Source organism: Empedobacter sp. ULE_I140 (genome assembly GCF_053482575.1).
The window spans coordinates 1,133,343-1,155,816 of sequence record NZ_JBQMTX010000001.1; the positions used below are offsets into that span (position 1 = coordinate 1,133,343).

Genomic DNA, 22,474 nt, shown 5'->3' on the forward strand with positions numbered 1-22,474 from the left:
CTATCTAAAACTATTCAAAATGCCTCAATTTAAACCATTCAAAGGAATTCGACCTACAGAAAAAACTTCTCAAGAATTTGTGACGCTTGCCGTAAATCAATATTCGAAGGAAGAATTGGATTATTATATCAATAACAGAGAAAACTCTTTTTTGCATATTATTTTGCCAACTTGGGACGAAACAATTCAAGATCCGAAAGAGAAATTCAGAAAAGTTCGTGAGAATTTCGAGGATTTTATTTCGAAAAAAATATTAACGCAAGACAAGTCGTCTTTTTATATTTATCAAGTGATACAGCCTGATGGACGCGAAACAAAAGGACTTTTGGGCTTGGTGAATATTGATGATTATCGTCAAAATAAAATAAAAAAGCACGAAGAAACATTGGAACGTCGTGTGGAATTATTTGCAGATTATTTGAAGGAATCTCATTTCCATGCGGAGCCTGTTTTGTTGACCTATAAACCTGCTCAACGTGTAGATTTGTTGATTGATACGGAAATGAAACGCAAGCCGATTCTGAAAATAGAAGAAGAAAACGGAACGCAACATTTGTTGTGGAGAGTTGATAATCGTTTAAATTTAAAACAATTAAAAGATTCAATCGAAAAATTAGACGAATTGTATATTGCAGATGGACATCATCGTATGGAAAGTTCGGAGCGATACACAAAATTTGCGGTTGAAAATTCGAAAGATGAAGTCTATGGTGATGAAGCGTTTAATTATACGTTAGCACTTTTAGTTTCGAATGAAGATTTGATTATCAATGATTATAATCGATTAATTAAAGATTTAAACGGCTTAACTCCAGAAGCGTTTTTAACTGCTTTAGAAGTTGATTTTGAAATTATTCCGAAAGGTGATGAATTAGTTGTGCCAACCAAAAAACATCATATTGTGATGTATTTAAATGGTCAATTTTATAGTTTATATGTAAAAAATAATTTATTGACAACCGAAGGTTTAAGCGAATTGGATACTTATATTTTCGAAGAAAATGTGATGAAACCAATTCTAAATATTCAAGATTCTAAAAAGGATAAACGCATTCATTACGAATGTGGTACGCGCAATAGAGAAGGGGTAGAAGCGCTTAAAAATAAAGTTGATCATCACGATTATATTGCTGCTTTTGCTTTTTATCCAGTGGATGTGAAGGATTTGCAATTGATTGCGGATTTAGGGCTTAAAATGCCACCAAAAAGTACATATATCGAACCAAAACCATTAAGCGGTTTTGCTGTATTTGATTTGAAAGAATAAAAATGAGTATTCAAGAAAATTTAAAAACAATAGAAGCTACAATTCCTGCTCATGTGACGTTGGTAGCGGTTTCTAAGACAAAACCTGTGGGGGATTTGCAAGAAGCTTATGCGGCTGGAATGCGAGATTTTGGTGAAAACAAGATTCAAGAAATGTGCGATAAATACGAAGTTCTTCCAAAGGATATACGTTGGCATATGATTGGTCATGTGCAAACCAACAAAGTGAAGTATATGGCGCCTTTTGTGCATTTGATACATGGTGTTGATAGTTTAAAATTGTTGAAAGAAATTCACAAACAAGCCGAAAAAAATAATCGCGTAATTGATGTGTTGTTGCAACAATTTATTGCAGATGAAGAGACTAAATTTGGTTTGGATCAAAAAGAAATTCGACAAATTATGCAAGAAGAAATTCAGCATTTGCCAAATGTTCGCGTAGTTGGATTGATGGGTATGGCAACGTTTACGGAAGATAAAAATCAAATTCGAGAAGAGTTTTTTTCTTTAAAATCTAACTTTGATTTCTTGAAAAATAATTTTGAAAATATAACTATTTTATCCATGGGAATGTCAGGTGATTACCAAATTGCGATAGAAGAAGGTAGTACAATGGTTCGCATTGGAAGTTCAATTTTTGGTCATCGTAATTATTCCATATAATGGACTAATTTTTTTTAAAATAACAAAACCCTAAAATGATAAGTTTTAGGGTTTTTGTATTTTTAGTTTTGATGAAAAAGTTTTTATATGTTAACCATTTCCTTCGCCTCCGCTTTGCTCTTGGTTAGATTTTGATCGTTCTATTTTGAATTGTTTTCCAAAATTATAACTTATTCCAATTCGGTACGATCTGTAAGATTGGCTTACACCAGTATTTATAACATTATTAGAAATGCTTGTGTATGAACCATTTTTGTTTTCGAAAAGGTTAGAAATATTGGCAGAGATTTGCAATTTCTTTTGAAAAACCATTGCTCTTAACCCAATATTATGTCGCGTGAAATCTCCAAATTTATCCAAGCCATCTGTGCTTTTTGTGTAATACGAATACGAGTAATTTGCAAAAAGGGTTTTCTTTTTGTTTAAATCTAAATTATTTGTAATTCTAAATTCACCATTCATACCATCTAATGTATAGTTCATTTCAGGAATTTTACTTGTGGTTTTGTGATAATAAACATCTGCCGAAGCATTTATTTTCCACCATTTGTATGGTTTTACATTGATGTTTTCACTAAATCCAATACTATATGTTTTTCCGATGTTAAATGGTTTAGAAAGCGAAATTTTCGTTTCAGGATCATAGATAACGACTTGTTCAAAAAGATCAGTTGCATTTCTGTTAATAGATACTCGATACAAATAAATATTTATAGGCATGTTCTAATTCGAAATTATTAGAATTAGAAGGTGTTAGATTTGGATTTCCTTCATAGTAACTGTATTCGTTTTGTTTGGTTGTTCACGGATTTAAATACCAAATAAATGGTCGATCTACACGGCGCGAATAGTTTAGGGTAACGAATGATTTTCCGAAGATTGATACATCAAATAGGCAGTAGGGTATAAACCGTCATACTCTTTTTTGTAATTATATTGCGGATCATCCATTATACTTTTTGATTGTGCATGTTCGTAACGTAAACCAACTTTAGCTGTCCATTTTTCATTTAATTCTCGTTCGACTGAATAATAAAGTGCATACACATTTTCGTTATATTGATAGTTATTCGAGAAATTAACATCTTCTTGGAAATCTTCAGTTGGATTTGATTTTGAGTAACGATGATTGTCTGCTTTATCTTTAGCCCAACGCAAACGTGATCCATAATTCATTTTCCACGAATTAACAGGATGCTCCATATCAAGACTTACATTAAATCGATCCGATGAACTTTCTGATAAACTATAGTTGTTGTCGTATTTATTATCAATTAGATTCCAATCTGAATCAAATTCGTTGCTTATATTTTTGCTGTTGTTATCGTTTATATTGTTCGAATAATCGAAGTCAAATGTTAACTTTTTTCCTTCTTGTTTAAATTTTTTGATGATATGATAATTCAATCCAAGATACCCCCAATCCCAAGTCGTACCATCTCTGTTGGTTGTCATATATCGGTTTAAGGTATTATTTGTTAAATCAAAAATAGAAGTGATGGAATTCCCTTTGTTCATCCCATCTCCATCAGAATAGTCAAAGTTAAATCCTGTAATGAATAAATCGTTTAGTTGGTAGTCAATACCAATTCTTCCACCATAATACTGGTTCTCATTTTTATTTTTTCCGTTTGTCAACCATTTCTGATCAGGATAAATAGTCGAATTTTCACTTTCATTGTACCAATTTCCAACACCACTATAAACACTCGAGGTTAAGGTCCATTTTCCTTTTCGGTAATTGATATTCCCATTTAAGTTAAAACCTGGATATTTTTGCTGACTATAAGAACTTGAAATAGAGCCATTGAAACTTTCTTGTTTTGCATTTTTCAATACGATATTAATGATTCCACTATTTCCAGTTGCATCGTATTTTGAAGGTGGATTGGTGATAACTTCTATTTATCGATATCTTCTGTTCGGATGGTTTTCAGATAATTCGCCAATTGTTCACTGCTCATTTGCATTAATCGGTCATTAATCATGACGCTTACTGAACCTTTTCCTATAATCGAAATAGCATCTGTCGCTTCTTCCACCTTGATACGTGGCGCAAGTTTCAATGCATCTAAGGCATTTCCACCTTTTGCACCTTCTGCTTGATCGACATTGAAAATTAATCGGTCTACTTTCTTTTCAACCAATTTTTTTTGACCTGTAACAACAGCTTCCGTTAAGGTTACATTTTCAGTTTTTGGAACTAAAATAACGCCTAAATCAGCATTTTTTGTAACTTGTAGCATTACTGAATGTAATGTAACACCAGCTTCTTCAATCTTGAACGTATATGGAGCTTCTTCTAAAACTACTGAGAAATGTCCATTTTCGTCTGTAGAGATTTCATCTACAATTTTATCTCCTTGCGAAATCACAACATCTGCTAAAGCAACAGGTGTTTGATTGGTATATTGTATAATTCCTTTTACTTCTTGTTGTGCATAAGTCTGAATTGCTGCAAAACAAATGATTGGAAGAAAGTATTTTTTCATATTATAGGGTTATTTACAAATAAGACGCAATACTGTTTGAAAAGTTACATGCCTAAATGTGAAATAATTCTTAAATATGTGCTAAGTGAATTATAAATTAACTGGCTTAAGTAATTCATTTAATCCTTCTTTCTCAAAAATTAATTGTCCAACTCGAATGTCAGAAAAGCCATTTTTTATTTTGTAGGTATAAACAGGCGTGTTTTCTTCAATAATACATTCCAAATGCAGAAATTCTGTGTTATCAAGTTGTTGTAATTCACCCAGAATTTCATTGAGATGTGTTGAGATAAATGTCAAGGTATTTTGATGAGAATCTAAACCTTTTATTGTTTTCGTTAGCAAATTTGTCGCATCAATCGAATTTGTTCCACTAAACAATTCATCGAAAATAGCAAAACTATAACCAGTTTCTTTACTCGAAATTAGATAATTTTTTAGGTTCATAATCTCGTTCATAAAATGACTATAACCTTTCAACACATTGTCTGTATGATCGATGTTGATGCTAATCGTTTGATAAAAAGGAATTGTTGCTGCTTTGCATGGAATTGGTAGTCCAAGATTACCTAAATAACTACAAAAAGCAATTGCACGAAAAAAAGTCGATTTTCCTGACATATTTGCACCTGTTAATACAATGACATTTTTAGAAGTTTTGAAATTATTTTTGACGGGATTTTTGAGTAATGGGTAATAAAAATCAACTAAATCGAGTTCGTTTTGTGATGAAATAGTCGGAAAAATAAATTGATGTTCAATTACTTTTAGACTAATAGATAAATATGCTTCGAAGAGATGAAATTGCTCGAAAAATAAATTGATTTCTTGTTTATTTTCAATTAATAAATCGTTTGCCTTTAGAATTTCTTTGCTCTTAAATTTTCGGTTTCGAATGAATTGATAAATTTTTTCAGTTTCAATTGACATCAATGTAGCAATCATATTGTTTAATAGATTTCGAAATTTAGTTGGAAATAAATTGACTTCTAACGATTGCAAAAATGTATAGATTTTATTGAAGAAAATATAAAGTTGTGTTAGTGAACTTTTGAGGGTAGATTTAACAGACGAATAGAATTTTATCTTTAGAAAATCGACTGATTCAACGTTATTTATTTTGTTCAAAACTTCGTTGTATTCCGTTTTAGAATAATTGTAAAATGACTTTCCCTCTATTTGTTGTACAAAACCTCTGATGATATTTTGTCTATCCATTACTTCTTGCAACGTTTTCGGTTTTGTATTCAATAATTGAATCAACGTCGAACGTGAATTATAATTTAACGTCATATTAAAAAGTGGTAGAATATCTTTTTCTACATTCAAATTATCAATATTCATCATGGTAGGCAACTATTTCTATTGAAACTATTTTTCAAGATAATCATATTTGATTAAATTACTGAATAAAATAGTATTTAACACCAATTTAAAAACTACACAATATGAAAAATGAAATTTATCCGTGTCTATGGTTTGATGGACAAGCGCAAGAAGCCGCAAATTTTTATTGTTCGATTTTTCCTAATTCAAAAATTATAACTGATAATCAGATGGTGGTTATTTTTGAGTTGAATGGAAAAAAGTTTATGGGATTGAATGGTGGCCCACATTTTAAATTTAATGAAGCGACTTCATTTGTTATTGATTGTGAAACGCAAGAAGAAATTGATTTTTATTGGAATAATCTTACTTCGGATGGAGGAGAAGAAGGAAATTGTGGTTGGTTAAAAGATAAATTTGGCCTTTCTTGGCAAGTTGTACCAACTGTTTTACCAAAACTTTTGAGTAATCCAGAAAAAGGTCAAAGCGTGATGCAAGCTTTTATGAAAATGAAAAAGTTTGATATTGCTGCATTGGAAAAGGCTTAATTGGCTGAAAATTTTGCAGATTATTTCTCCCAAAACTACTTTCGGAGCTCATCATATTTGACTAAATTTGAAGTATGAAAGCAAGTTTTGAACCTTATATTTTGAAATTCAAAAATCCAAGCGGTACTTCGCGTGGTGTTTTGACAGAGAAATTGACCTATCTTTTTACATTAGAAGAAGATGGGAAAGAATATGTTGGTGAATGTGGATTGTTTAAAGGATTGAGCTTTGATGATCGTCCTGATTATGAAGAAAAATTGCAATGGGTTTGTGACAATATTGACTTAGGAATTGATGAATTGTGGCGTGAATTGCGCGAATGGCCTTCGATTCAGTTTGGAGTAGAGCAGGCTTTTCAGAGTATGTTTGCGAATCGTTACAACGAAAATTATACAGATAAATTGAATCCTGATTTATATGAGTCCGCTTTTTCGACAGGTGATAAAGGTATTCAAACTAATGGTTTAATTTGGATGGGTTCGATTGATTTTATGCGCGAACAAATCAAAGAAAAATTAGCGATTGGTTTCAACTGTATCAAGTTGAAAATCGGTGTTGATTGGCAAAATGAGCATAAGGTTATTCAACAATTAAGACAAGATTTTTCTGCAGATCAATTAGAATTAAGAGTAGACGCGAACGGAGGTTTTACGTTTGAGGAAGCAAAAGTGGTGTTGCAACAATTGGCTGATTTAAAAATACATTCGATTGAACAACCTATCAAAGCTGGACAAGTAGAGTTGATGGCAGAGTTATGCGCTGCTACATCAACACCAATCGCTTTGGACGAAGAGTTAATCGGAATTGTTCATCAAGAAGATAAATTCAAATTATTAGAACAAATCAAACCGCAATATATTATTTTAAAACCAAGTTTAGTTGGTGGAATTAGAGGTTCGTTGGAATGGATTAATGCGGCAGATACTTACGAAATCCCGTTTTGGATAACGTCTGCTTTGGAAAGTAATATCGGCTTAAATGCTATTGCACAATGGACGGCGATTTTATACCCAGAAATGCCACAAGGATTGGGAACAGGAGGTTTGTTTACAAACAATTTCCCAAGTCGATTAGAATTAAGAGGAGAATATTTATTTCGAAACAAATTAGCATGAATAAAGTAATTATCGCATTTTTTGCAACAATCGTTTTAATGAGTTGTCAAACGACAAAAAAAACAATTGATTTAGTTGCAATTCAAAAATATCAAACCGAATTGGCGACTTTTTATACTGATCCTAAAACGACGCCATTGGTAGACGAAGAAAAAACGAATTTCAAAGGCATTACATTTTTTCCGATCAGCGAAAAATATATTGTGAAAGCGAAATTTACTCCAATCAAAGATGGAAAGGTGATTCCGTTTCCTACTTCTGCAAAGAAAATCAAAAATTACAAAGAATACGGAACGGTGACATTTATATTGGATAATGTTGAACAAACGCTGACGGTTTATCAATCTTCGCCGATTATGGAGAAATATGCAGACAGTTTGTTTTTACCTTTTATGGACGAAACAAACGGCGTGACGTCTTATGGAGGTGGACGTTATTTGGATTTGAGTACAAAGGATTTAGGTACAAAAGCCAATGAAATTACGTTGGATTTTAATCAAGTGTATAATCCATATTGTGCATATAGCAAACATTACAATTGTCCCATTCCGCCAGCGAATAATGTGTTGGATATCGAAATTAATGCAGGTGTAAGTTATCATAAATAGCATGTTGTATTTAGATTTTTCTCAACCTAACTATGATGTCAACGCTATTGAAGTTACCAATGAATTTGAACAATCCATAAAAGATTTTTTGGTTGAATGGTTTTCTGATTCTGAGGTGATGATTGCGCATACTTCGGGGTCTACTGGAACTCCGAAAGAGATTATTTTGACCAAAGAGAATATGCGAAAAAGTGCGAATATGACGGGAAAACATTTGCATTTAGAGAAAGGAAATTCGGCTTTATTGGTGATGCCTGTTACTTATATTGCTGGAAAATTGATGTTGGTTCGTGCAGTAGAAATCGGATTGAAATTGATTTGTATGCAACCAACTTCTCATATTACTTTGAATGAAATTAATAGTGGAATTTCGCAAAATTTTACCTCGATTGATTTTGTTGCGTTAACGCCTATGCAAGTTGAAAATTCGTTAGATTTTGTTTCAAGATGTCAGAAGTTAATTATCGGAGGAGCGCCTCTTTCGGAGAAAGTGAAACAAGAATTGTTTGCTTTTGAGAACGAAGTCTACGAAACGTATGCAATGACGGAGACGATTACACATATTGCGTTTAAACAAGTTGCGAATCAAAAATATCCTAATGCAGAACAAGTTTTTGAAGCGTTTGATGAGGTAAAGATTTCACAAGATGAGCGAGGTTGTTTGGTGATTGATACGCCTTATGATGGATTGCAAGTTGTAACGAATGATGTGGTTGAATTGATTGATACACGAAAATTTAACTGGATTGGTAGAGCGGATAATGTGATTAATTCGGGTGGGATAAAATTATTTCCTGAACAAATAGAAAATAAATTGAAACCTTATATACATTCAGACTTTTATGTGACATCAAAAGCGGATGAATTATTAGGTCAGAAATTAATTTTAGTTGTGGAAGGAGAGGAGAGGAGCTTGGATTTTTCTTTGGTCGATTTGACGAAATATCAACTGCCGAAAGAAATTATTTTTATCGATCAATTTCCACGAACTGAAAGTGGAAAAGTAAAAAGACAACAGTTTTAGAACCGACCTATTTTTTATTTTGTTCGTGTATTTTACCTAAAAATAGTTTAATTTTATCACTAATAAAACTTATACTGTGGATTACAATAAACTTTTTAATGATATTTTTTTCTTGATTTTTGATGATAAAATGGATGAAAATCAATATCCAATTTGGAAAAGTTTTTCGTTTATTCACAATCCGATTCAGCAATTAATTAAGGCACAAGATTTATTAAATCAGTTGCTTCACGAATATCCAAAAGATAAAAAAGCACTTTTTCTGAAAGGAGTTGTTCAGCGCAATTTAAACTTCAACGAAGAATCGATTTTGTATCTTTTAGAAGCAAAAAAGGAAGATTATTACTTGTATGCTGCGAATTTCTACATTGCCGAATATTATATTCATAAATTGAAATTTGATGAAGCGCAAAAGTATTTGAAAGAAATTGAAATTGTGTATCCTACCAATCAACGTTTTCTTTTCTTATCGATTTTAGTGAGTTTAGAATTGTTTGAATTTGATGAAGCTAAACGATATTTGAATATTTTGTATCAATTGGTTGAGGATAAACAAGTTTTAGAATTATTGAGTAAAAACCTTCAGATTACTGAAGAAATTGTCTTGAAAACGACAAATCGATTGGTCTTAAAAAATTTCAAGTTGAGAAGTTTTAATTATAATCTTCAGCTCAAAACAAATTTGATTGCTTTTTATAAGAATTTCGCTGATATCGGGGTTAATTTTAATGGAATCAATTGTTTTATTATGGCACTTACCTTGAAGCAAATTACGTTGTATCCTACGTTTCATAATCTTGAACTTTATAATGTTCAAACGATTTTAGATTATATTGATGTTGATAAAAAAGGGATTCAAATGCGCTTAGAAGACATTGATTTTGACCATGATTTTGTCAAAAATTACCACGAATATTTAGAAGTCGAAATTCTATTGAAAGAAGATTAGTTTTTTTACTCAACTACATTTTTCTCAAGGAAATATTTTTGTTGTGATCTTGAATCGAGTTGAAGATGACTGAAGTAGTTTAGAATAATCTGAGATTCTTCGACAGGTTTAGAATGACAATAATGTCAAGTTGAGTTTATTTCAGTTTTGCATAAATAGATGAAGACTTTTCTATTGAAATGAAAATAGGTAACATGAATAAAAGTGGACAATCAGAAAAAAAACTTTAATTTTGCTAAAATTTATAAGATGGAATTTGTTCAAGATAAGGAAGAAGTTTTTGATAACGTCGAGTTGTTTTTGGAAAGTCTAGAAGTTGGAACGGATGAAGAAAAAAAGAAATCGATTCAGTTAATCAAAAAATCAAAAACATTTTTGGTGATTGATGCGGACGAGGTGATGGTTTTTGCGCCAAGTACATTTATTGGAATTAAAGAAAATAACATTCAGCAGTTTACAGGGAAGTTATTGGAGCACGAAACCAATCCCATTCTAACGAAATTGTTCGGTTCTACACCAAAAATTGATAAAACTTTGGACGAATTATTTTTAGATTTTTGCGACGAAATAGAAGTTAATCGCAATGATGTTGGGATTTCCCGAGATTATTGGATTATAAAAAATATGTAAAAAAAAGAGCTTTTCATCTACAACTGAAAAGCTTTTTTCTCTTAAAAGGCTAAAGAATAACATTGATTTTTGCTTTGCTAATAGGTTTTATTCCAGCCAAAGCGCCATCAATTTCGCACTTCAACAAACCACTTCCGCCACCATAATGATGGATTTGCTTTATCGTAGGGAAATAAGTGCTTATCCATTCCTCCATTTTCTCTACCTCCGAAGCACCAATTCCACTACTGTATAATATTATTTGGATATTATTTGTTGATACGTATCCTTTCAATTCTTCTTGTGAGCAGGTACAAAATGCTTTCCAGTTTTCATTTTTGTTGATCACGCGTTCTAACGTGTCTACAATTTCTTTGTTTTTACCATAAACGGCGATTTGTACTTGCATATTAGATTAATTTTAAGGCAAATTAACAACACAACGCATGGTCTAACATTGATTTACGATAAGAAATAAATGACATAAAAAAAAATCGTTCCAATTCGAAACGATTTCTATGTTTTATTGTTGATTTTCTAATTGTGCTAATCTTTCGGCAGCTAAATAAAATTCAGGATTCAACTGCAATGCTTTTTTGTATTCCTCTACAGCTTCGGCTTGTTTCTCAAATTTTTCTAGGATTGCGCCTTTGTTGTAGTATGATAAGAAATGATTTGGATTTAACTCGATTGATTGATTAAAATCGTTCAATGCATTTTCTAAATCATTCAAAACAAAATAAGTATTTCCTCTGTTGTAATACGACAAGAAATGTGGCTTCATTTCAATTACTTTCGAATAATCTTCGATTGCTTTATCCAATTGTTGTAATTGATCGTAGCAAAATGCACGATTGTGGTAACATGATTCGTAATCTGGATTAATCTCTAAAGCTTTATTGAAACATTCGATCGCCTCATTGTATTTGTTCAAATTCATCAATACATAACCTTTTTGGTGAAAGGCTACAAAACTTGCCGGATCAATCTCGATCACTTTATCAAAATTCTCAGCTGCTTTTGTTGGATTATATTGATTAAAATTTGCCATTCCTCTGTAGAAATAGAAGTTTGGATTTTTATCATCTAATTCAATTGCTTTATCAAAATCCTTGATTGCATCTGTATTTTGTTTCATATAATATTGGCTCAATCCACGACCGAAATATGAATTTGCCACTTCTATTTGACGCTTAATCGATAATGTAAAATAATCAATCGCTTTTCTATACTGACCTTTGCGGAGATATTGACTCCCATCTTCATAAAAACTCATAGTTCAATATTACAACAAACTCTTTAAATTTTAAATAAAAAATTTTAGAAAAGTTTATCTTTACGCAAAACAACACACATGAAAATAGAACATTTAGGGATTGCCGTAAAAGATTTGGGATTATCGAATGAATTGTTCGAAAAATTATTAGGAAAAGCACCTTACAAAGAAGAAGCAGTGGAGTCGGAAGGTGTGAGAACCTCTTTTTTTGAAGTAGGCGAATCGAAGATCGAATTGGTCGGTTCTGAAAAAAATGATAGTGCTATTGAAAAATATTTAGAAAAAAATCGCGAAGGAATTCACCATATTGCTTTTGGAGTAGATGATATCGAACTCGAAATAGAGCGTCTTAAAAATCAAGGGTTTACTTTTATTAACGAAACGCCAAAATTGGGAGCAGATAATAAACGTATTGTTTTTTTACACCCTAAAACAACAAATGGCGTATTGGTAGAGCTTTGCGAAGATGTATAATAATTTTGAAGTTCAAAAAAATAGCTTTAATATTGCAAACGAATTAGGTGATAGCTTCCTTTTTATTGCTTAATTCTCTGGTCCTATAACTCAGTTGGTTAGAGTAGCTGACTCATAATCAGCAAGTCCTTGGTTCGAGCCCAAGTGGGACCACAAAAGCACCTTTTTAAAGGTGCTTTTTTTATTTAATTATGCTGAATTTTAATCATTTAGCAATTTTACTACATTTTAAAATCACCATTTTTCACCATTGTTTTGATACCCGTTTGATACCCATTTTATTTTTTTATTAGTTTCTTTTACTCCAAGTTCTACCTTCGTTTTTTGAATAATATAATCCTTTACTTGTATTGGCAAGTAATTCTTTACCATTGTCAATTAACTCAATAAAGTTTCCATAAGAAGACCCTGAGAATCTTGTGCTCCAAGTCCTCCCATCATTTTTAGAATATTCTAATTTGTTAGAGTTTGTTGGATTGATACGAATCATTTCGCCATTGTAATTAATCATTTGTGACATAATTTTTAATATTTATAGTTTTTGTTAATGTGGACAAGTTAATCCCTGTTTTAATTATATTTTTTCGTTTTTACATAATTGTATTATTTATTTCTCTATCAAATAATAAAGAGATAATTCATAATCGTTATTTTCTACTACATCATTTTCTTCAATATTCATTACAATAGAAGCATTATTATGCATTTCTTTTTGAATTACATCATTGATTAATCCTATATCATCCATCGTAATTTCTTTAGAATGATCGCATTTAATTTTGATAACAATTTTATCCTGGAATGATTTATTTCTTAAAAATGATGACATTTCATTTACTATTTTTTCAATACTTCCTATAAAAGTTTCTTTTAAACCATTTTCTAAAATGTGCTTTTCAATTTTATATTCTTTTTCTTTCATTTTTTTTATTTTGTTTCAAAACTATATTGAGGTGTGGACATAGTATGGTCTTAGCTATTGATAAATTTGAAAATAATATTTTTTAAAAATTATGCACACCTAAAAATTTCTTAAAAATGATTGAAGAAAATATAAATAAAGTTGATGAATTAGTAGAATTGATAAAAGAATATTCTTCTAAAAATCCTGAACAACGATTTACACAAATCTTATTTAATTTAAAAATAAACGAATTTAAAGATGACGATTTTACACAGGGTTTAAGAGATAACTACAATGATCTTGATCAAAATGTATTGAAAAGAATTCGAGAACGATTAAGGTTATTAAATAAATAATTTTAATATAAAAGCAAACCGACATTGTTTGTCCGTAAGCTATTTTATGTTTGTATTAAAATTACAAAATATGGCTAAAAGAGAACAAATGTTTCGGTTGATGAATATATCAAACTTCCTAAAATCTAAACCAAGAGGTGTAACATTTAGAGATATTCAACAGTATTTGGAAAAAAAATACGATGAAGAAGATTATGATGGTGAATTAGCTTTCAGTGAAAAAACTTTTAAGCGCGATCGTAAATTGCTTCTTGAACTTTTTAAAATAGAAACAAAGTTCAATCGTTCTACAATGCTTTATCAGATTATTGAAGATAACGAATCAAATCAAACTATTTTTGATAATTTATTATTAGTTAATGCATATAAAAAGGCAGCTGACCAAGCAAATATCTTACTTTTTGAAAAAAGACAAGCTTCTGGTTTGGAAAATCTTGATGGACTAATTCATGCAATTAAAAACACAAAAATTATTAGTTGCACTTATACGAAATATTGGGAAGGTGTACCTAATAAAAAGGTTTTAGAATCTTATGCTGTGAAAGAATTTAGAAATCGTTGGTATTTGATTGCAAAAGATCGTAATGATGATGATTTTACTTTGAAAACATATGGATTGGACAGAATTTCAAATTTAGAAATTCATTCTTCAACATATGTAAAGAATAAAAAAGTGAATGTAGAAGATATGTTTATCAATTCGTTTGGTATTATTTCGACATTAGGACAAGAGCCAACTAAAATCACTTTATCTCTGATACCTTGGCAAGGAATGTATGTGAAATCATTACCCATTCATCATTCGCAAAAGATTCTTGTAGACAATGAAAATGAGTTAAAATTGGAATTAAACTTAGTTCCTACTTATGATTTTTTCCAAGAAATATTAACGCATAATCAACGATTATTATCATTAGAACCAAAAGCAGTAAGAGAGGAATATCTTAAATTTTTACATGTAGGATTAAATAATCTTACAAAATAATAACATATTTAACAATTACGTAAAAACGTAAAATTATATTTGTTGAATAAAATTCGTTTTCATAGTATTGCATAATCAACATTATGTAAACAATACAATATTTCATTAAATCATCATGGTGCTTTAAGCGATGCTAAAGCTTGTGCTGAATTGTTTTTGATACATTTACAAAACATAAGTAAAATTTAAAAATGAACAATAAAATATCAATAAAAACTATAAGTGAATTACTACAATATAACTTCTTTATTCCTTCTTATCAGAGAGGTTATCGCTGGACTGAACAACAAGTAACTGATTTGTTGAATGACATAAATGAATTCACAACAGATTCTGATGAAAAAAATTGGTATTGTTTACAACCAATTGTAGTAAAACAAAAAAAGGATGAGAACAAGTGGTACGTAATTGACGGACAACAACGGTTAACTACAATTTATCTAATCTTGTATTATTTGAATCAAAAATATACAGAAGAAAAAAGAGTTAAATTGTTTGATTTAGAATATGAAACTCGAAAAGATTCGGCGGATTATTTAAAAAATAAGTTAGGTAAGATAAAAGAAGATACTTCAAATATTGACTATTTTTATATATCAACTGCTTATCAAACTATTTGTGATTGGTTCAAAAAAAAGGAAGAGAAACTTGATGTGATTACGTTTAGTTCTAAATTCAATTCTTCTACAAAAGTTATTTGGTACGAAACTTCACAAAATGAAGATTCTATTGATATTTTCACAAGAATAAACAGTGGGAAAATACCTTTAACGAATGCAGAATTAATAAAAGCATTGTTTTTAAATAGCTCTAACTTCTCCAATACAGACACAGAGAAACTGCGTTTGAAACAATTAGAAATAGCTTCAGAATGGGACAGAATTGAATTTGCTCTACAGGACGATTCTTTTTGGTATTTCATCAACAAAAATGAAAACAATCTTCCAACGAGGATTGAGTTTATTTTCAAATTAATGTATGAAGTAGCACAAGCAGAGGATAAAGAAGTGGAGGAAAGAAAACACTTGGGAATAAAAACTAAAGAACAAATTGATAAGAGAAAAATTGAACATCAAACAATTGTTGAACAATTCGGAAATGATGAGTATGCTACTTTCAGATTTTTTAATGATAAATTCAAAAATAATTCTGAAGTAAATAATAACTGGAAAGACATAAAAAAGTATTTTCAAACGCTTGAAGAATGGTACAACGATAGAGAATTGTATCATAAAATCGGTTATCTGATTACAGTTGGAATAAATATAAAAACTATTCTTGGTAATAAAGAAAACAAGACCAAAATTGATTTTGGGAAGTGGTTAGATCAAGAAATCAAAAAAATAGCAAGCAAAAAGCAAGTTGATAAATTAGAATATGAAAAAGATAATGCTCAGTTAATCAATGTATTGCTTTTGCACAACATCATTACAACAATAAATAGCGATGATACTTCTCTACGTTTTCCATTTAATAAATACAAAGACAAGAAAAATGGTGGTTGGAGTTTAGAGCATATTCACGCACAAAATTCTGATAATATTACAGAAATCGATGATTTTGAAGAATGGTTGAAAGTAATAGATACCGATATGATTACGGAAGAAATAAAAACAGAAATCAATAATTTCAATAATGACAAACAAAAGGAAAAAGTTTCTTCACTTGTCGAGAAATTAAGTAATCTATTTGGCGAACTTGATATTCATTCTATTGAAAATATGGCATTACTTTCCAAAAATGACAACTCAAAACTTAATAATGGATTGTTTCCTGTAAAAAGAAAAAGAATAATTGATCTTGAAAAGAATGGAGCATTTATCCCTATTACTACCAAAAAAGTATTCCAGAAATATTTTGATGACTGTACAAAACAATTTAGTAAATGGGAAGAAAAAGACAGAAATGCTTATTTGAATGACATTAAAGAAACTTTGAAAAACTATTTATCTCAAACAGAATTATAAAGACAATGAACAATAATTTAATATCAAATAACATAACTTTTTTACAACTACTATCATCTGAAAGCAAAGTATGTAATTGCTGTGGAAATTTAGAATGGAATCCTCTTAATAAAATAGAAATACCAATCATACAACGAGATTATGCACAAGGTAGAACTGGTAAAGAAGAAGTTAGAAATAATTTCTTAGAAACGCTTAAAAATACTCTTATACAAAACACTAAATTAGAATTAGATTTTGTTTACGGCAGTATAAAAGATAAGGTTTTTCAACCACTCGATGGTCAACAACGTTTAACAACTTTGTTTTTGTTGCATTGGTTTATTGCTATAAAAGAGAATAAGTTAAATGATGAATTGAAAAAACTCTTAACAAAATTCACCTACGAAACACGTACCAGCTCACGTGAGTTTTGCGAAGAATTAATCAATAAAGGGATTGATTACAATCAAAAAGATAATATTTCTGAACAAATCATCGATAACTCTTGGTTTTTTCTTTCATGGAAAAGAGATCCAACAATAAAATCTATGCTAACAATGTTGGATTCGATTGAACAGAAATTTAGAGATACAACGGAAGTTTGGGGTAAACTAAACAATATTAGTTTTTATTTCATAGAATTACAGGATTTCGGACTTTCCGATGACTTGTATATAAAAATGAATGCAAGAGGTAAACCTCTAACTGATTTTGAAAACTTCAAAGCAAAGTTTGAACAGCATATTACGAAAAATCATTGGGAAAAAGATATTACTAATCCACAAGAAACGTTTACTCATAAAATAGATACTAATTGGACAGATTTATTTTGGCAGTATAAAGATGAAAACAATAAAATAGATGATAATTTTCTGAAATTCTTTTCAACAATTGCGATTCTTAATTATGCTCAAAATAAAGAAATTTTTGAAAATTTAGAAGAAGAAATTGAAATTAAAAAAATACTTAAAAAAAAGAATAAAAGCAAAAATGTTACTGAAGATGCTGTAAAGAAAGAACGTATTGAAATAAGAATCACTGAGTTAGCGAATAATTATAAAGCTATCACACCAAAAGATTTTCCTACTGCTATTTCTTTTGATTTTCTTAAGAAATGTTTAGAATATTATTCAAAGGATGACAATGATAAAATCTCTTTAGAACTAAATCTGTGGGATATAACAAAATCAGGAAATTTGTTTGTAAATTCAATAAAAATAAATGAAAATACGACTTATAAAACCCGAGTACTATTTTATGCTCAAACATTATTCTTCCTAAATAAAAGTTCTGATTTAATCTCGTTCAACAATTGGATGCGTGTTGTAAGGAATATTGTAGAAAACTCAACGATAGATAGTGCTGCTATGTTCATTTCAGCAATAGATTTAATTAACGAGCTTTCTGACGGATGTTTTGATATTTACGGATATCTTTCTCAAAATAATATCAAATCAGGATATTCAAAAGTACAAGTGGAACATGAGGTAATTAAAGCAAAATTAATAAGTGGAATTGAAGGTGATAGATGGAAGAAACTTATTTTTGAGAATGAAGATCATCAAATGTACAAGGGTGTAATTCGATTTTTATTAGATAATAATGAAAACTTAGAGATATTTGAAAAATGGAGTAATAGAGCTAATTATTTTTTTGCTAATGATGGAATTATAGAAAAATATAAAAAGGATGCATTATTGCTTAGAGCATTAGTTAGTCAATTTAAAGATTGGAATCAATTTAATGCATTGGATTACGATTGTGAAAAAGGAACTTGGAGTAATATTTTAAGAAACGAAAAACTCATTCCAAAATTTCAAAAATTATTAGAAACGAATGATGAGGCAGATTTAAGAAAAATGCTTCTAATAGATTCTACTATTGAGGACGAAAAACTTAGACTTGTACATGAAGATTTATATAAAACTAAAATATTAATGGCAATAGAAAAAAGAACTAGATTAGCCAAAAATTATAATAATTATGTACTTTATCCTTACAATGCAAAAGTTGACTGGAAAAAATATATTGTAGGTTCTGAAAGGAACAAAATATTGTCAGATAAGATTAATGAAGAAATAATTACCTTTAAAAATGAAAATCAACAATTAAAATCTAATGGAGAATTAATTCCATTTTTCTGGGGATTAGATATTCCTTTTATATATAATAAAGTGGAATACATTTGGGACCGTAATAATAAAATAATTAAAGTTTCTACTAAGGAAGAATTTGTTGTAGAAGAATTTTGTTGGGAAAAATAAAAAATCAAATAATTAATAGGACTCATCCAAAAGATGAGTCTTTTTTTATTTTATAACTTTTTAATGGACATGTATTGTCTTTATCTAAAAATACATTTGTTACAAATAAGTAAATAATGGAAACTCTTAACAAAAAACAAATCTTAGAAAATATTGGTCTTTTATATGAAAAAGCTGAAAATTGTAAATTAGAAAACTCATTTTTTGAAAGTGCAAAAGATGAAATAAATTTACTACAACGTTATTTTAAATTATCTGAAAGTCAAATATTATTCATAGCTGTTATTATTGCTTTAAATTATAAAGGGAGAACTGTTGATTTGAATGATTTAATTCAATATTTTGATTGTAATCCAATGAGAATTCTTGAATTTTCAGACGATTTAGATTTTTTGCAAAAGCAGAAATTTATTAAAAAACAGAAGTCTAGACACCGAATAAAACTTCAAGGAATTTATGATGAGTTTACAATCAATGAAGAAATTACTAATGCCATTCTTAATAATAAACCTTTTCCTAAAATTCTGGATGAGAAAAAAAATGATGTCATAGATTGTTTGGAAGAAATATACAATTTGGGAAATCGTAGAGATGAAGACGAAATTTCTACTTCTGAGTTATTTAGATATACAAGACAAATAATTAATCTTCATGTCAATTTTCCATTAATTAAAAAAGTGAAACAATTTAATTTTACTATCGATGAAAATTATCTTTTCCTGTATTTGATTTGGAAAACAATTACGGGTAAAGAATCGACAGATATTGGTAGAGCATTAGAAGGAATCTATGAAAATGCTGGTAAGCGAATTGATGTAATGCAAAATTTAATAAATGCTAATCATGTATTATTAGAAAACAATTTAATTGAAATTGTGGAAGCGAAGTTTTTTAACGATACTGAAATGAAATTATCGAGTAAATCGTATCAACTTCTATTTGATTGTGGAATTAAATTAATGCACAATAAAGTAAAAAAAGATAATGTTATTGAACCATTAGAAATTGTTGCACGTGAATTGATTTTTGATCAAGATGAGATGAAGCAACTTAGTTTTTTAGAAAATTTATTAGAAGAAAGCAAGTTTAAAGAAACACAAAATAGGTTAAAGGAAAAAGGTTTACCAAAAGGAATTTCAATATTATTACATGGATTTCCTGGTACAGGTAAAACAGAAGTAGTTAAACAATTAGCAAAATCAACAAATCGCTCAATCATGAAAGTTGATATCAGTCAATCAAAATCAATGTGGTTTGGAGAAAGTGAAAAAGTCATTAAACGTGTTTTTACATCATATAAATCGTTTTTAAATGAATGTAATCACACACCTATTTTGTTATTTAACGAAGCTGATGCGATATTTTCTACAAGAAAAGAAATTAATAGCTCTAATGTTGCGCAAACGGAAAATACAATTCAGAATATTCTTTTGGAAGAACTGGAGAATTTTGACGGAATTTTGATGGCCACTACAAATTTGGCAACGAATTTAGATACCGCATTTGAGAGAAGGTTTTTGTATAAAATATTTTTTGATCAACCAAAAGAATCAATTAAAGCTAAAATTTGGAAATCAAAATTTCCTTATTTAACGAAAGATTCCTGCAAAAAATTAGCTGCAACATTTAATTTCTCTGGAGGGCAAATTGAGAATATTTACCGTAAAAGTGAGATTAACGAAGTGCTTTATGATAAGAAATGTAATATTAACGAAATACAACAATTTTGTAATGACGAATTAATAAATTCTGAAAGTCCTAAAATTGGTTTTGGGAAAAGTAGTTAAAAGCTTTGTTAACTACATATTCAACTCATATCTAACAGAACGTCCTGCACCTTCAGTAATCAATACTTTTTTTTCAACTAAATCTTGTAAATCACGTGTAGCCGTAGCTTTTGATGTTTTTGTTATCGAAATATATTTCTTTGCTGACATTCCGCCTTCAAATCCTTCTGCTCCTTGATCCAACATTTTGATAACGACTTTTAGCTGACGTTCGTTTAAAAGAGGTTTTGTTTGATCTAAAAACTTCGTTTTATTTAAAATAAAATTGGTTATTTTCTTTGCTTGGATTTGTGCATCAAGAATAGTTGTAGAAAAATACAAAATCCAATCTGTAATTTCTAATGTTTGCTGAGCATCTTTCAATGCTTCGTAATAATTCTTTTTATCCTTTTCAATCGTACTTGATAAACTCATGATTAACGGACGATTAAAACTTTCTGCTAAACATTTTTCTGCAATAGCACGTCCAATTCGTCCATTTCCATCTTCAAACGGATGGATTGATTCAAAATATAAATGTGCAATAGATGCTTTAATTAATGCATTTTTAATATCGATTGGTTCAACTTTGATTTCATTATACCAATTGACAAATTTTTGCATTTCTGTTGAAACTAATTCTGAAGGAGGAGCTTGATAATGTATTTTTTCACGTCCATATGCTCCCGAAACAATAACCATTGGCTCTTCACCGATTCTATAATTTCCTGCATTAATAGAAGTAGAATTTTCGAATAAGATTTTATGCCATTCTTTTACTAAATCTTCTGTTAGTTCAGTTTTAAAGTTATTACGAACATCGACCATTAATTCACCTATTCCACGTGCATTTTTATCTTTTATATGGCTAATAGAAGAATGAATCCCAATTTTATTTTTAATGGATGACATTACATCTTGACGGCTATAAAATTCGCCTTCAATCTCAGAAGTTTTAATTGCTTCATCAATCATAAATTGAATAATCGTTTCTTGCTTGATATCTTCGGGCAGGGTATCAATCATTCCTTTTAATTCGCCTGTTTTTAAAGCAAATTTTATAACTATTTGGTCAATTACAGATGAGTCATATTCAAAATTTGCCCAATTTTTATATTGCCAATTGTATTTCATGAGCCGATTATTTAATCTAATTGGCTCAAATATAATAAAAATATGAGCCGATTAATAAATTTATTTAGCTCATTAAGTTCATTAACATCAATTAAACATTTTAAATTCACTATTTTACTTCATCTTTCTTAGCCCAATTCTAAATAAGAAAATCATCATTCTTATAAAATAGATTTGACTTTTAAAACGTATAATTATGAGTCAAATACAGATTTTGTTGGTTTATAATTGAAAGAATAAACTCAATAAAAATGAAGAATCATTAATTCAGATTTGCTGTTATCAGAATGGAAAGAGAACATATTTTTCGATAGGTCAATTATGTTTAATAAAGTATAATGTTAATAAACCATAATTTATTTCATTTTAATCAAATTAAGGATTATAAATATTATAATAAAAATACAACACTATTATATTGTAATTGAATTTGTTGTGAAAAACATTAAAATTCTTTTATTTTTAACTTGTTTTTTATGTTTTAGATTTTATATATTTGCATTCAAAATAAAAGGTATTATTCTTTTTATTTTTGGTCCTATAACTCAGTTGGTTAGAGTAGCTGACTCATAATCAGCAAGTCGTTGGTTCGAGCCCAACTGGGACCACTTTATAGAAAATCAGACGTTTACAGTTATGTAAGCGTCTTTTTTTTGACTTCATTTTAATCTATAAGTACAACATTGGTACAACAAATTATCTGATTCAAAGATAGTTATAATTTTCATTTGATTTCATTTTTTGTATATTTATAGAAATAATGAAA

At 29.5% G+C, this 22,474-nt stretch carries 23 protein-coding genes, 2 tRNA genes and 1 pseudogene; 17 read left to right on the forward strand and 9 right to left on the reverse strand.

The window, feature by feature from the left end; translation table 11 throughout:
- Positions 1 to 19: 19 nt before the first annotated feature.
- Together ACTS9J_RS05430 and ACTS9J_RS05435 are read left to right on the forward strand one after the other, a co-directional pair.
- Positions 20 to 1,267 (forward strand): DUF1015 domain-containing protein, encoded by a 1,248-nt coding sequence (locus tag ACTS9J_RS05430; RefSeq protein WP_448352976.1) that lies wholly within the window; start codon positions 20 to 22, stop codon positions 1,265 to 1,267.
- Positions 1,268 to 1,269: 2 nt separating this feature from the next.
- Positions 1,270 to 1,929 carry a YggS family pyridoxal phosphate-dependent enzyme gene (locus ACTS9J_RS05435; protein WP_291091278.1) on the forward strand — a complete coding sequence of 220 codons (660 nt, stop codon included), beginning with the start codon at positions 1,270 to 1,272 and terminating at the stop codon, positions 1,927 to 1,929.
- A 90-nt stretch (positions 1,930 to 2,019) separates the two neighbouring features.
- Here the strand turns inward: ACTS9J_RS05435 and ACTS9J_RS05440 are convergent, their stop codons facing one another.
- The 4 genes from ACTS9J_RS05440 to ACTS9J_RS05455 form a co-directional block, all read right to left on the reverse strand.
- Positions 2,020 to 2,649, reverse strand: coding sequence for an outer membrane beta-barrel protein (locus tag ACTS9J_RS05440; RefSeq protein WP_448352977.1), 630 nt, complete (start codon positions 2,647 to 2,649; stop codon positions 2,020 to 2,022).
- A gap of 132 nt (positions 2,650 to 2,781) precedes the next feature.
- Complete coding sequence (locus tag ACTS9J_RS05445; RefSeq protein WP_448352978.1) at positions 2,782 to 3,765, reverse strand: TonB-dependent receptor domain-containing protein; 984 nt, start codon at positions 3,763 to 3,765, stop codon at positions 2,782 to 2,784.
- 65 nt (positions 3,766 to 3,830) lie between these two features.
- Positions 3,831 to 4,421, reverse strand: a complete 591-nt coding sequence (locus ACTS9J_RS05450) for a hypothetical protein (RefSeq protein WP_448352979.1) — start codon at positions 4,419 to 4,421, stop codon at positions 3,831 to 3,833.
- A 90-nt stretch (positions 4,422 to 4,511) separates the two neighbouring features.
- Positions 4,512 to 5,768: a MutS-related protein gene (locus tag ACTS9J_RS05455; RefSeq protein ID WP_448352980.1), complete on the reverse strand. Its 1,257-nt coding sequence runs from the start codon at positions 5,766 to 5,768 to the stop codon at positions 4,512 to 4,514.
- Positions 5,769 to 5,869: 101 nt separating this feature from the next.
- Between ACTS9J_RS05455 and ACTS9J_RS05460 the strand changes: the two genes are divergently transcribed.
- From ACTS9J_RS05460 to ACTS9J_RS05485, 6 genes are all read left to right on the forward strand, one after another.
- Positions 5,870 to 6,295, forward strand: coding sequence for a VOC family protein (locus ACTS9J_RS05460; RefSeq protein WP_416410749.1), 426 nt, complete (start codon positions 5,870 to 5,872; stop codon positions 6,293 to 6,295).
- Between the two features lie 74 nt (positions 6,296 to 6,369).
- Positions 6,370 to 7,410, forward strand: coding sequence for an o-succinylbenzoate synthase (locus tag ACTS9J_RS05465; RefSeq protein ID WP_448352981.1), 1,041 nt, complete (start codon positions 6,370 to 6,372; stop codon positions 7,408 to 7,410).
- Positions 7,407 to 8,018, forward strand: coding sequence for a DUF1684 domain-containing protein (locus ACTS9J_RS05470; protein WP_260392009.1), 612 nt, complete (start codon positions 7,407 to 7,409; stop codon positions 8,016 to 8,018). The genes ACTS9J_RS05465 and ACTS9J_RS05470 overlap by 4 nt, the downstream gene beginning before the upstream one ends.
- A gap of 1 nt (position 8,019) precedes the next feature.
- Entirely contained in the window at positions 8,020 to 9,042 is a 1,023-nt protein-coding gene (locus ACTS9J_RS05475) for an AMP-binding protein (RefSeq protein WP_448352982.1), read from the forward strand.
- 76 nt (positions 9,043 to 9,118) lie between these two features.
- Positions 9,119 to 9,991 (forward strand): tetratricopeptide repeat protein, encoded by an 873-nt coding sequence (locus tag ACTS9J_RS05480; protein ID WP_448352983.1) that lies wholly within the window; start codon positions 9,119 to 9,121, stop codon positions 9,989 to 9,991.
- Positions 9,992 to 10,240: 249 nt separating this feature from the next.
- Complete coding sequence (locus ACTS9J_RS05485) at positions 10,241 to 10,621, forward strand: hypothetical protein (protein ID WP_125350110.1); 381 nt, start codon at positions 10,241 to 10,243, stop codon at positions 10,619 to 10,621.
- Positions 10,622 to 10,670: 49 nt separating this feature from the next.
- On the opposite strand, the gene ACTS9J_RS05490 is transcribed toward ACTS9J_RS05485, so the two are convergent.
- A complete protein-coding gene (locus tag ACTS9J_RS05490; RefSeq protein ID WP_125350109.1) occupies positions 10,671 to 11,009 on the reverse strand; it encodes a hypothetical protein in 339 nt (112 codons plus the stop codon).
- A 114-nt stretch (positions 11,010 to 11,123) separates the two neighbouring features.
- Complete coding sequence (locus ACTS9J_RS05495) at positions 11,124 to 11,876, reverse strand: tetratricopeptide repeat protein (protein ID WP_291064803.1); 753 nt, start codon at positions 11,874 to 11,876, stop codon at positions 11,124 to 11,126.
- Positions 11,877 to 11,954: 78 nt separating this feature from the next.
- On the opposite strand from ACTS9J_RS05495, the gene mce reads away from it, so the two are divergent.
- Positions 11,955 to 12,350 (forward strand): methylmalonyl-CoA epimerase, encoded by a 396-nt coding sequence (gene mce / locus ACTS9J_RS05500; RefSeq protein ID WP_448352984.1) that lies wholly within the window; start codon positions 11,955 to 11,957, stop codon positions 12,348 to 12,350.
- A gap of 79 nt (positions 12,351 to 12,429) precedes the next feature.
- A tRNA-Ile gene (locus ACTS9J_RS05505) sits at positions 12,430 to 12,503 on the forward strand.
- A 136-nt stretch (positions 12,504 to 12,639) separates the two neighbouring features.
- Here ACTS9J_RS05505 and ACTS9J_RS05510 read toward each other — a convergent pair.
- A complete protein-coding gene (locus ACTS9J_RS05510; RefSeq protein ID WP_114999416.1) occupies positions 12,640 to 12,870 on the reverse strand; it encodes a hypothetical protein in 231 nt (76 codons plus the stop codon).
- Positions 12,871 to 12,957: 87 nt separating this feature from the next.
- Entirely contained in the window at positions 12,958 to 13,272 is a 315-nt protein-coding gene (locus tag ACTS9J_RS05515; RefSeq protein WP_114999417.1) for a hypothetical protein, read from the reverse strand.
- 116 nt (positions 13,273 to 13,388) lie between these two features.
- Here ACTS9J_RS05515 and ACTS9J_RS05520 point away from each other — a divergent pair, with 116 nt between their 5' ends.
- From ACTS9J_RS05520 to ACTS9J_RS05540, 5 genes are all read left to right on the forward strand, one after another.
- The gene (locus ACTS9J_RS05520; RefSeq protein WP_114999419.1) at positions 13,389 to 13,610 is read left to right on the forward strand and encodes a hypothetical protein; all 222 of its coding nucleotides are present in this window, start codon (positions 13,389 to 13,391) and stop codon (positions 13,608 to 13,610) included.
- Between the two features lie 70 nt (positions 13,611 to 13,680).
- Positions 13,681 to 14,595, forward strand: coding sequence for a helix-turn-helix transcriptional regulator (locus ACTS9J_RS05525; RefSeq protein ID WP_181816282.1), 915 nt, complete (start codon positions 13,681 to 13,683; stop codon positions 14,593 to 14,595).
- A 191-nt stretch (positions 14,596 to 14,786) separates the two neighbouring features.
- Positions 14,787 to 16,562 carry a DUF262 domain-containing protein gene (locus ACTS9J_RS05530; RefSeq protein WP_114999422.1) on the forward strand — a complete coding sequence of 592 codons (1,776 nt, stop codon included), beginning with the start codon at positions 14,787 to 14,789 and terminating at the stop codon, positions 16,560 to 16,562.
- 5 nt (positions 16,563 to 16,567) lie between these two features.
- Complete coding sequence (locus ACTS9J_RS05535) at positions 16,568 to 18,808, forward strand: DUF262 domain-containing protein (RefSeq protein WP_114999424.1); 2,241 nt, start codon at positions 16,568 to 16,570, stop codon at positions 18,806 to 18,808.
- Positions 18,809 to 18,924: 116 nt separating this feature from the next.
- Positions 18,925 to 20,595, forward strand: a complete 1,671-nt coding sequence (locus tag ACTS9J_RS05540) for an ATP-binding protein (protein WP_114999425.1) — start codon at positions 18,925 to 18,927, stop codon at positions 20,593 to 20,595.
- A gap of 12 nt (positions 20,596 to 20,607) precedes the next feature.
- On the opposite strand, the gene ACTS9J_RS05545 is transcribed toward ACTS9J_RS05540, so the two are convergent.
- Complete coding sequence (locus ACTS9J_RS05545) at positions 20,608 to 21,708, reverse strand: Fic family protein (RefSeq protein WP_114999427.1); 1,101 nt, start codon at positions 21,706 to 21,708, stop codon at positions 20,608 to 20,610.
- Between the two features lie 244 nt (positions 21,709 to 21,952).
- Between ACTS9J_RS05545 and ACTS9J_RS05550 the strand changes: the two are divergent.
- Together ACTS9J_RS05550 and ACTS9J_RS05555 are read left to right on the forward strand one after the other, a co-directional pair.
- Positions 21,953 to 22,063 (forward strand): annotated as a pseudogene (locus ACTS9J_RS05550) (hypothetical protein); the annotation flags it as partial.
- A 179-nt stretch (positions 22,064 to 22,242) separates the two neighbouring features.
- Positions 22,243 to 22,316, forward strand: a tRNA-Ile gene (locus ACTS9J_RS05555).
- Positions 22,317 to 22,474: the final 158 nt, after the last annotated feature.

What these genes read in the sequence shown, in the direction of transcription:
- mce (WP_448352984.1), top strand. Translation starts at nt 11,955, where the DNA reads ATGAAAATAGAACATTTAGGGATTGCCGTAAAAGATTTGGGATTATCG.
- ACTS9J_RS05450 (WP_448352979.1), bottom strand. Translation starts at nt 4,421, where the DNA reads ATGAAAAAATACTTTCTTCCAATCATTTGTTTTGCAGCAATTCAGACT.
- ACTS9J_RS05430 (WP_448352976.1), top strand. Translation starts at nt 20, where the DNA reads ATGCCTCAATTTAAACCATTCAAAGGAATTCGACCTACAGAAAAAACT.
- ACTS9J_RS05515 (WP_114999417.1), bottom strand. Translation starts at nt 13,272, where the DNA reads ATGAAAGAAAAAGAATATAAAATTGAAAAGCACATTTTAGAAAATGGT.
- ACTS9J_RS05525 (WP_181816282.1), top strand. Translation starts at nt 13,681, where the DNA reads ATGGCTAAAAGAGAACAAATGTTTCGGTTGATGAATATATCAAACTTC.
- ACTS9J_RS05470 (WP_260392009.1), top strand. Translation starts at nt 7,407, where the DNA reads ATGAATAAAGTAATTATCGCATTTTTTGCAACAATCGTTTTAATGAGT.
- ACTS9J_RS05540 (WP_114999425.1), top strand. Translation starts at nt 18,925, where the DNA reads ATGGAAACTCTTAACAAAAAACAAATCTTAGAAAATATTGGTCTTTTA.
- ACTS9J_RS05495 (WP_291064803.1), bottom strand. Translation starts at nt 11,876, where the DNA reads ATGAGTTTTTATGAAGATGGGAGTCAATATCTCCGCAAAGGTCAGTAT.
- ACTS9J_RS05535 (WP_114999424.1), top strand. Translation starts at nt 16,568, where the DNA reads ATGAACAATAATTTAATATCAAATAACATAACTTTTTTACAACTACTA.
- ACTS9J_RS05475 (WP_448352982.1), top strand. Translation starts at nt 8,020, where the DNA reads ATGTTGTATTTAGATTTTTCTCAACCTAACTATGATGTCAACGCTATT.
- ACTS9J_RS05455 (WP_448352980.1), bottom strand. Translation starts at nt 5,768, where the DNA reads ATGATGAATATTGATAATTTGAATGTAGAAAAAGATATTCTACCACTT.
- ACTS9J_RS05545 (WP_114999427.1), bottom strand. Translation starts at nt 21,708, where the DNA reads ATGAAATACAATTGGCAATATAAAAATTGGGCAAATTTTGAATATGAC.
- ACTS9J_RS05435 (WP_291091278.1), top strand. Translation starts at nt 1,270, where the DNA reads ATGAGTATTCAAGAAAATTTAAAAACAATAGAAGCTACAATTCCTGCT.
- ACTS9J_RS05460 (WP_416410749.1), top strand. Translation starts at nt 5,870, where the DNA reads ATGAAAAATGAAATTTATCCGTGTCTATGGTTTGATGGACAAGCGCAA.
- ACTS9J_RS05440 (WP_448352977.1), bottom strand. Translation starts at nt 2,649, where the DNA reads ATGCCTATAAATATTTATTTGTATCGAGTATCTATTAACAGAAATGCA.
- ACTS9J_RS05490 (WP_125350109.1), bottom strand. Translation starts at nt 11,009, where the DNA reads ATGCAAGTACAAATCGCCGTTTATGGTAAAAACAAAGAAATTGTAGAC.
- ACTS9J_RS05520 (WP_114999419.1), top strand. Translation starts at nt 13,389, where the DNA reads ATGATTGAAGAAAATATAAATAAAGTTGATGAATTAGTAGAATTGATA.
- ACTS9J_RS05530 (WP_114999422.1), top strand. Translation starts at nt 14,787, where the DNA reads ATGAACAATAAAATATCAATAAAAACTATAAGTGAATTACTACAATAT.
- ACTS9J_RS05465 (WP_448352981.1), top strand. Translation starts at nt 6,370, where the DNA reads ATGAAAGCAAGTTTTGAACCTTATATTTTGAAATTCAAAAATCCAAGC.
- ACTS9J_RS05510 (WP_114999416.1), bottom strand. Translation starts at nt 12,870, where the DNA reads ATGTCACAAATGATTAATTACAATGGCGAAATGATTCGTATCAATCCA.
- ACTS9J_RS05485 (WP_125350110.1), top strand. Translation starts at nt 10,241, where the DNA reads ATGGAATTTGTTCAAGATAAGGAAGAAGTTTTTGATAACGTCGAGTTG.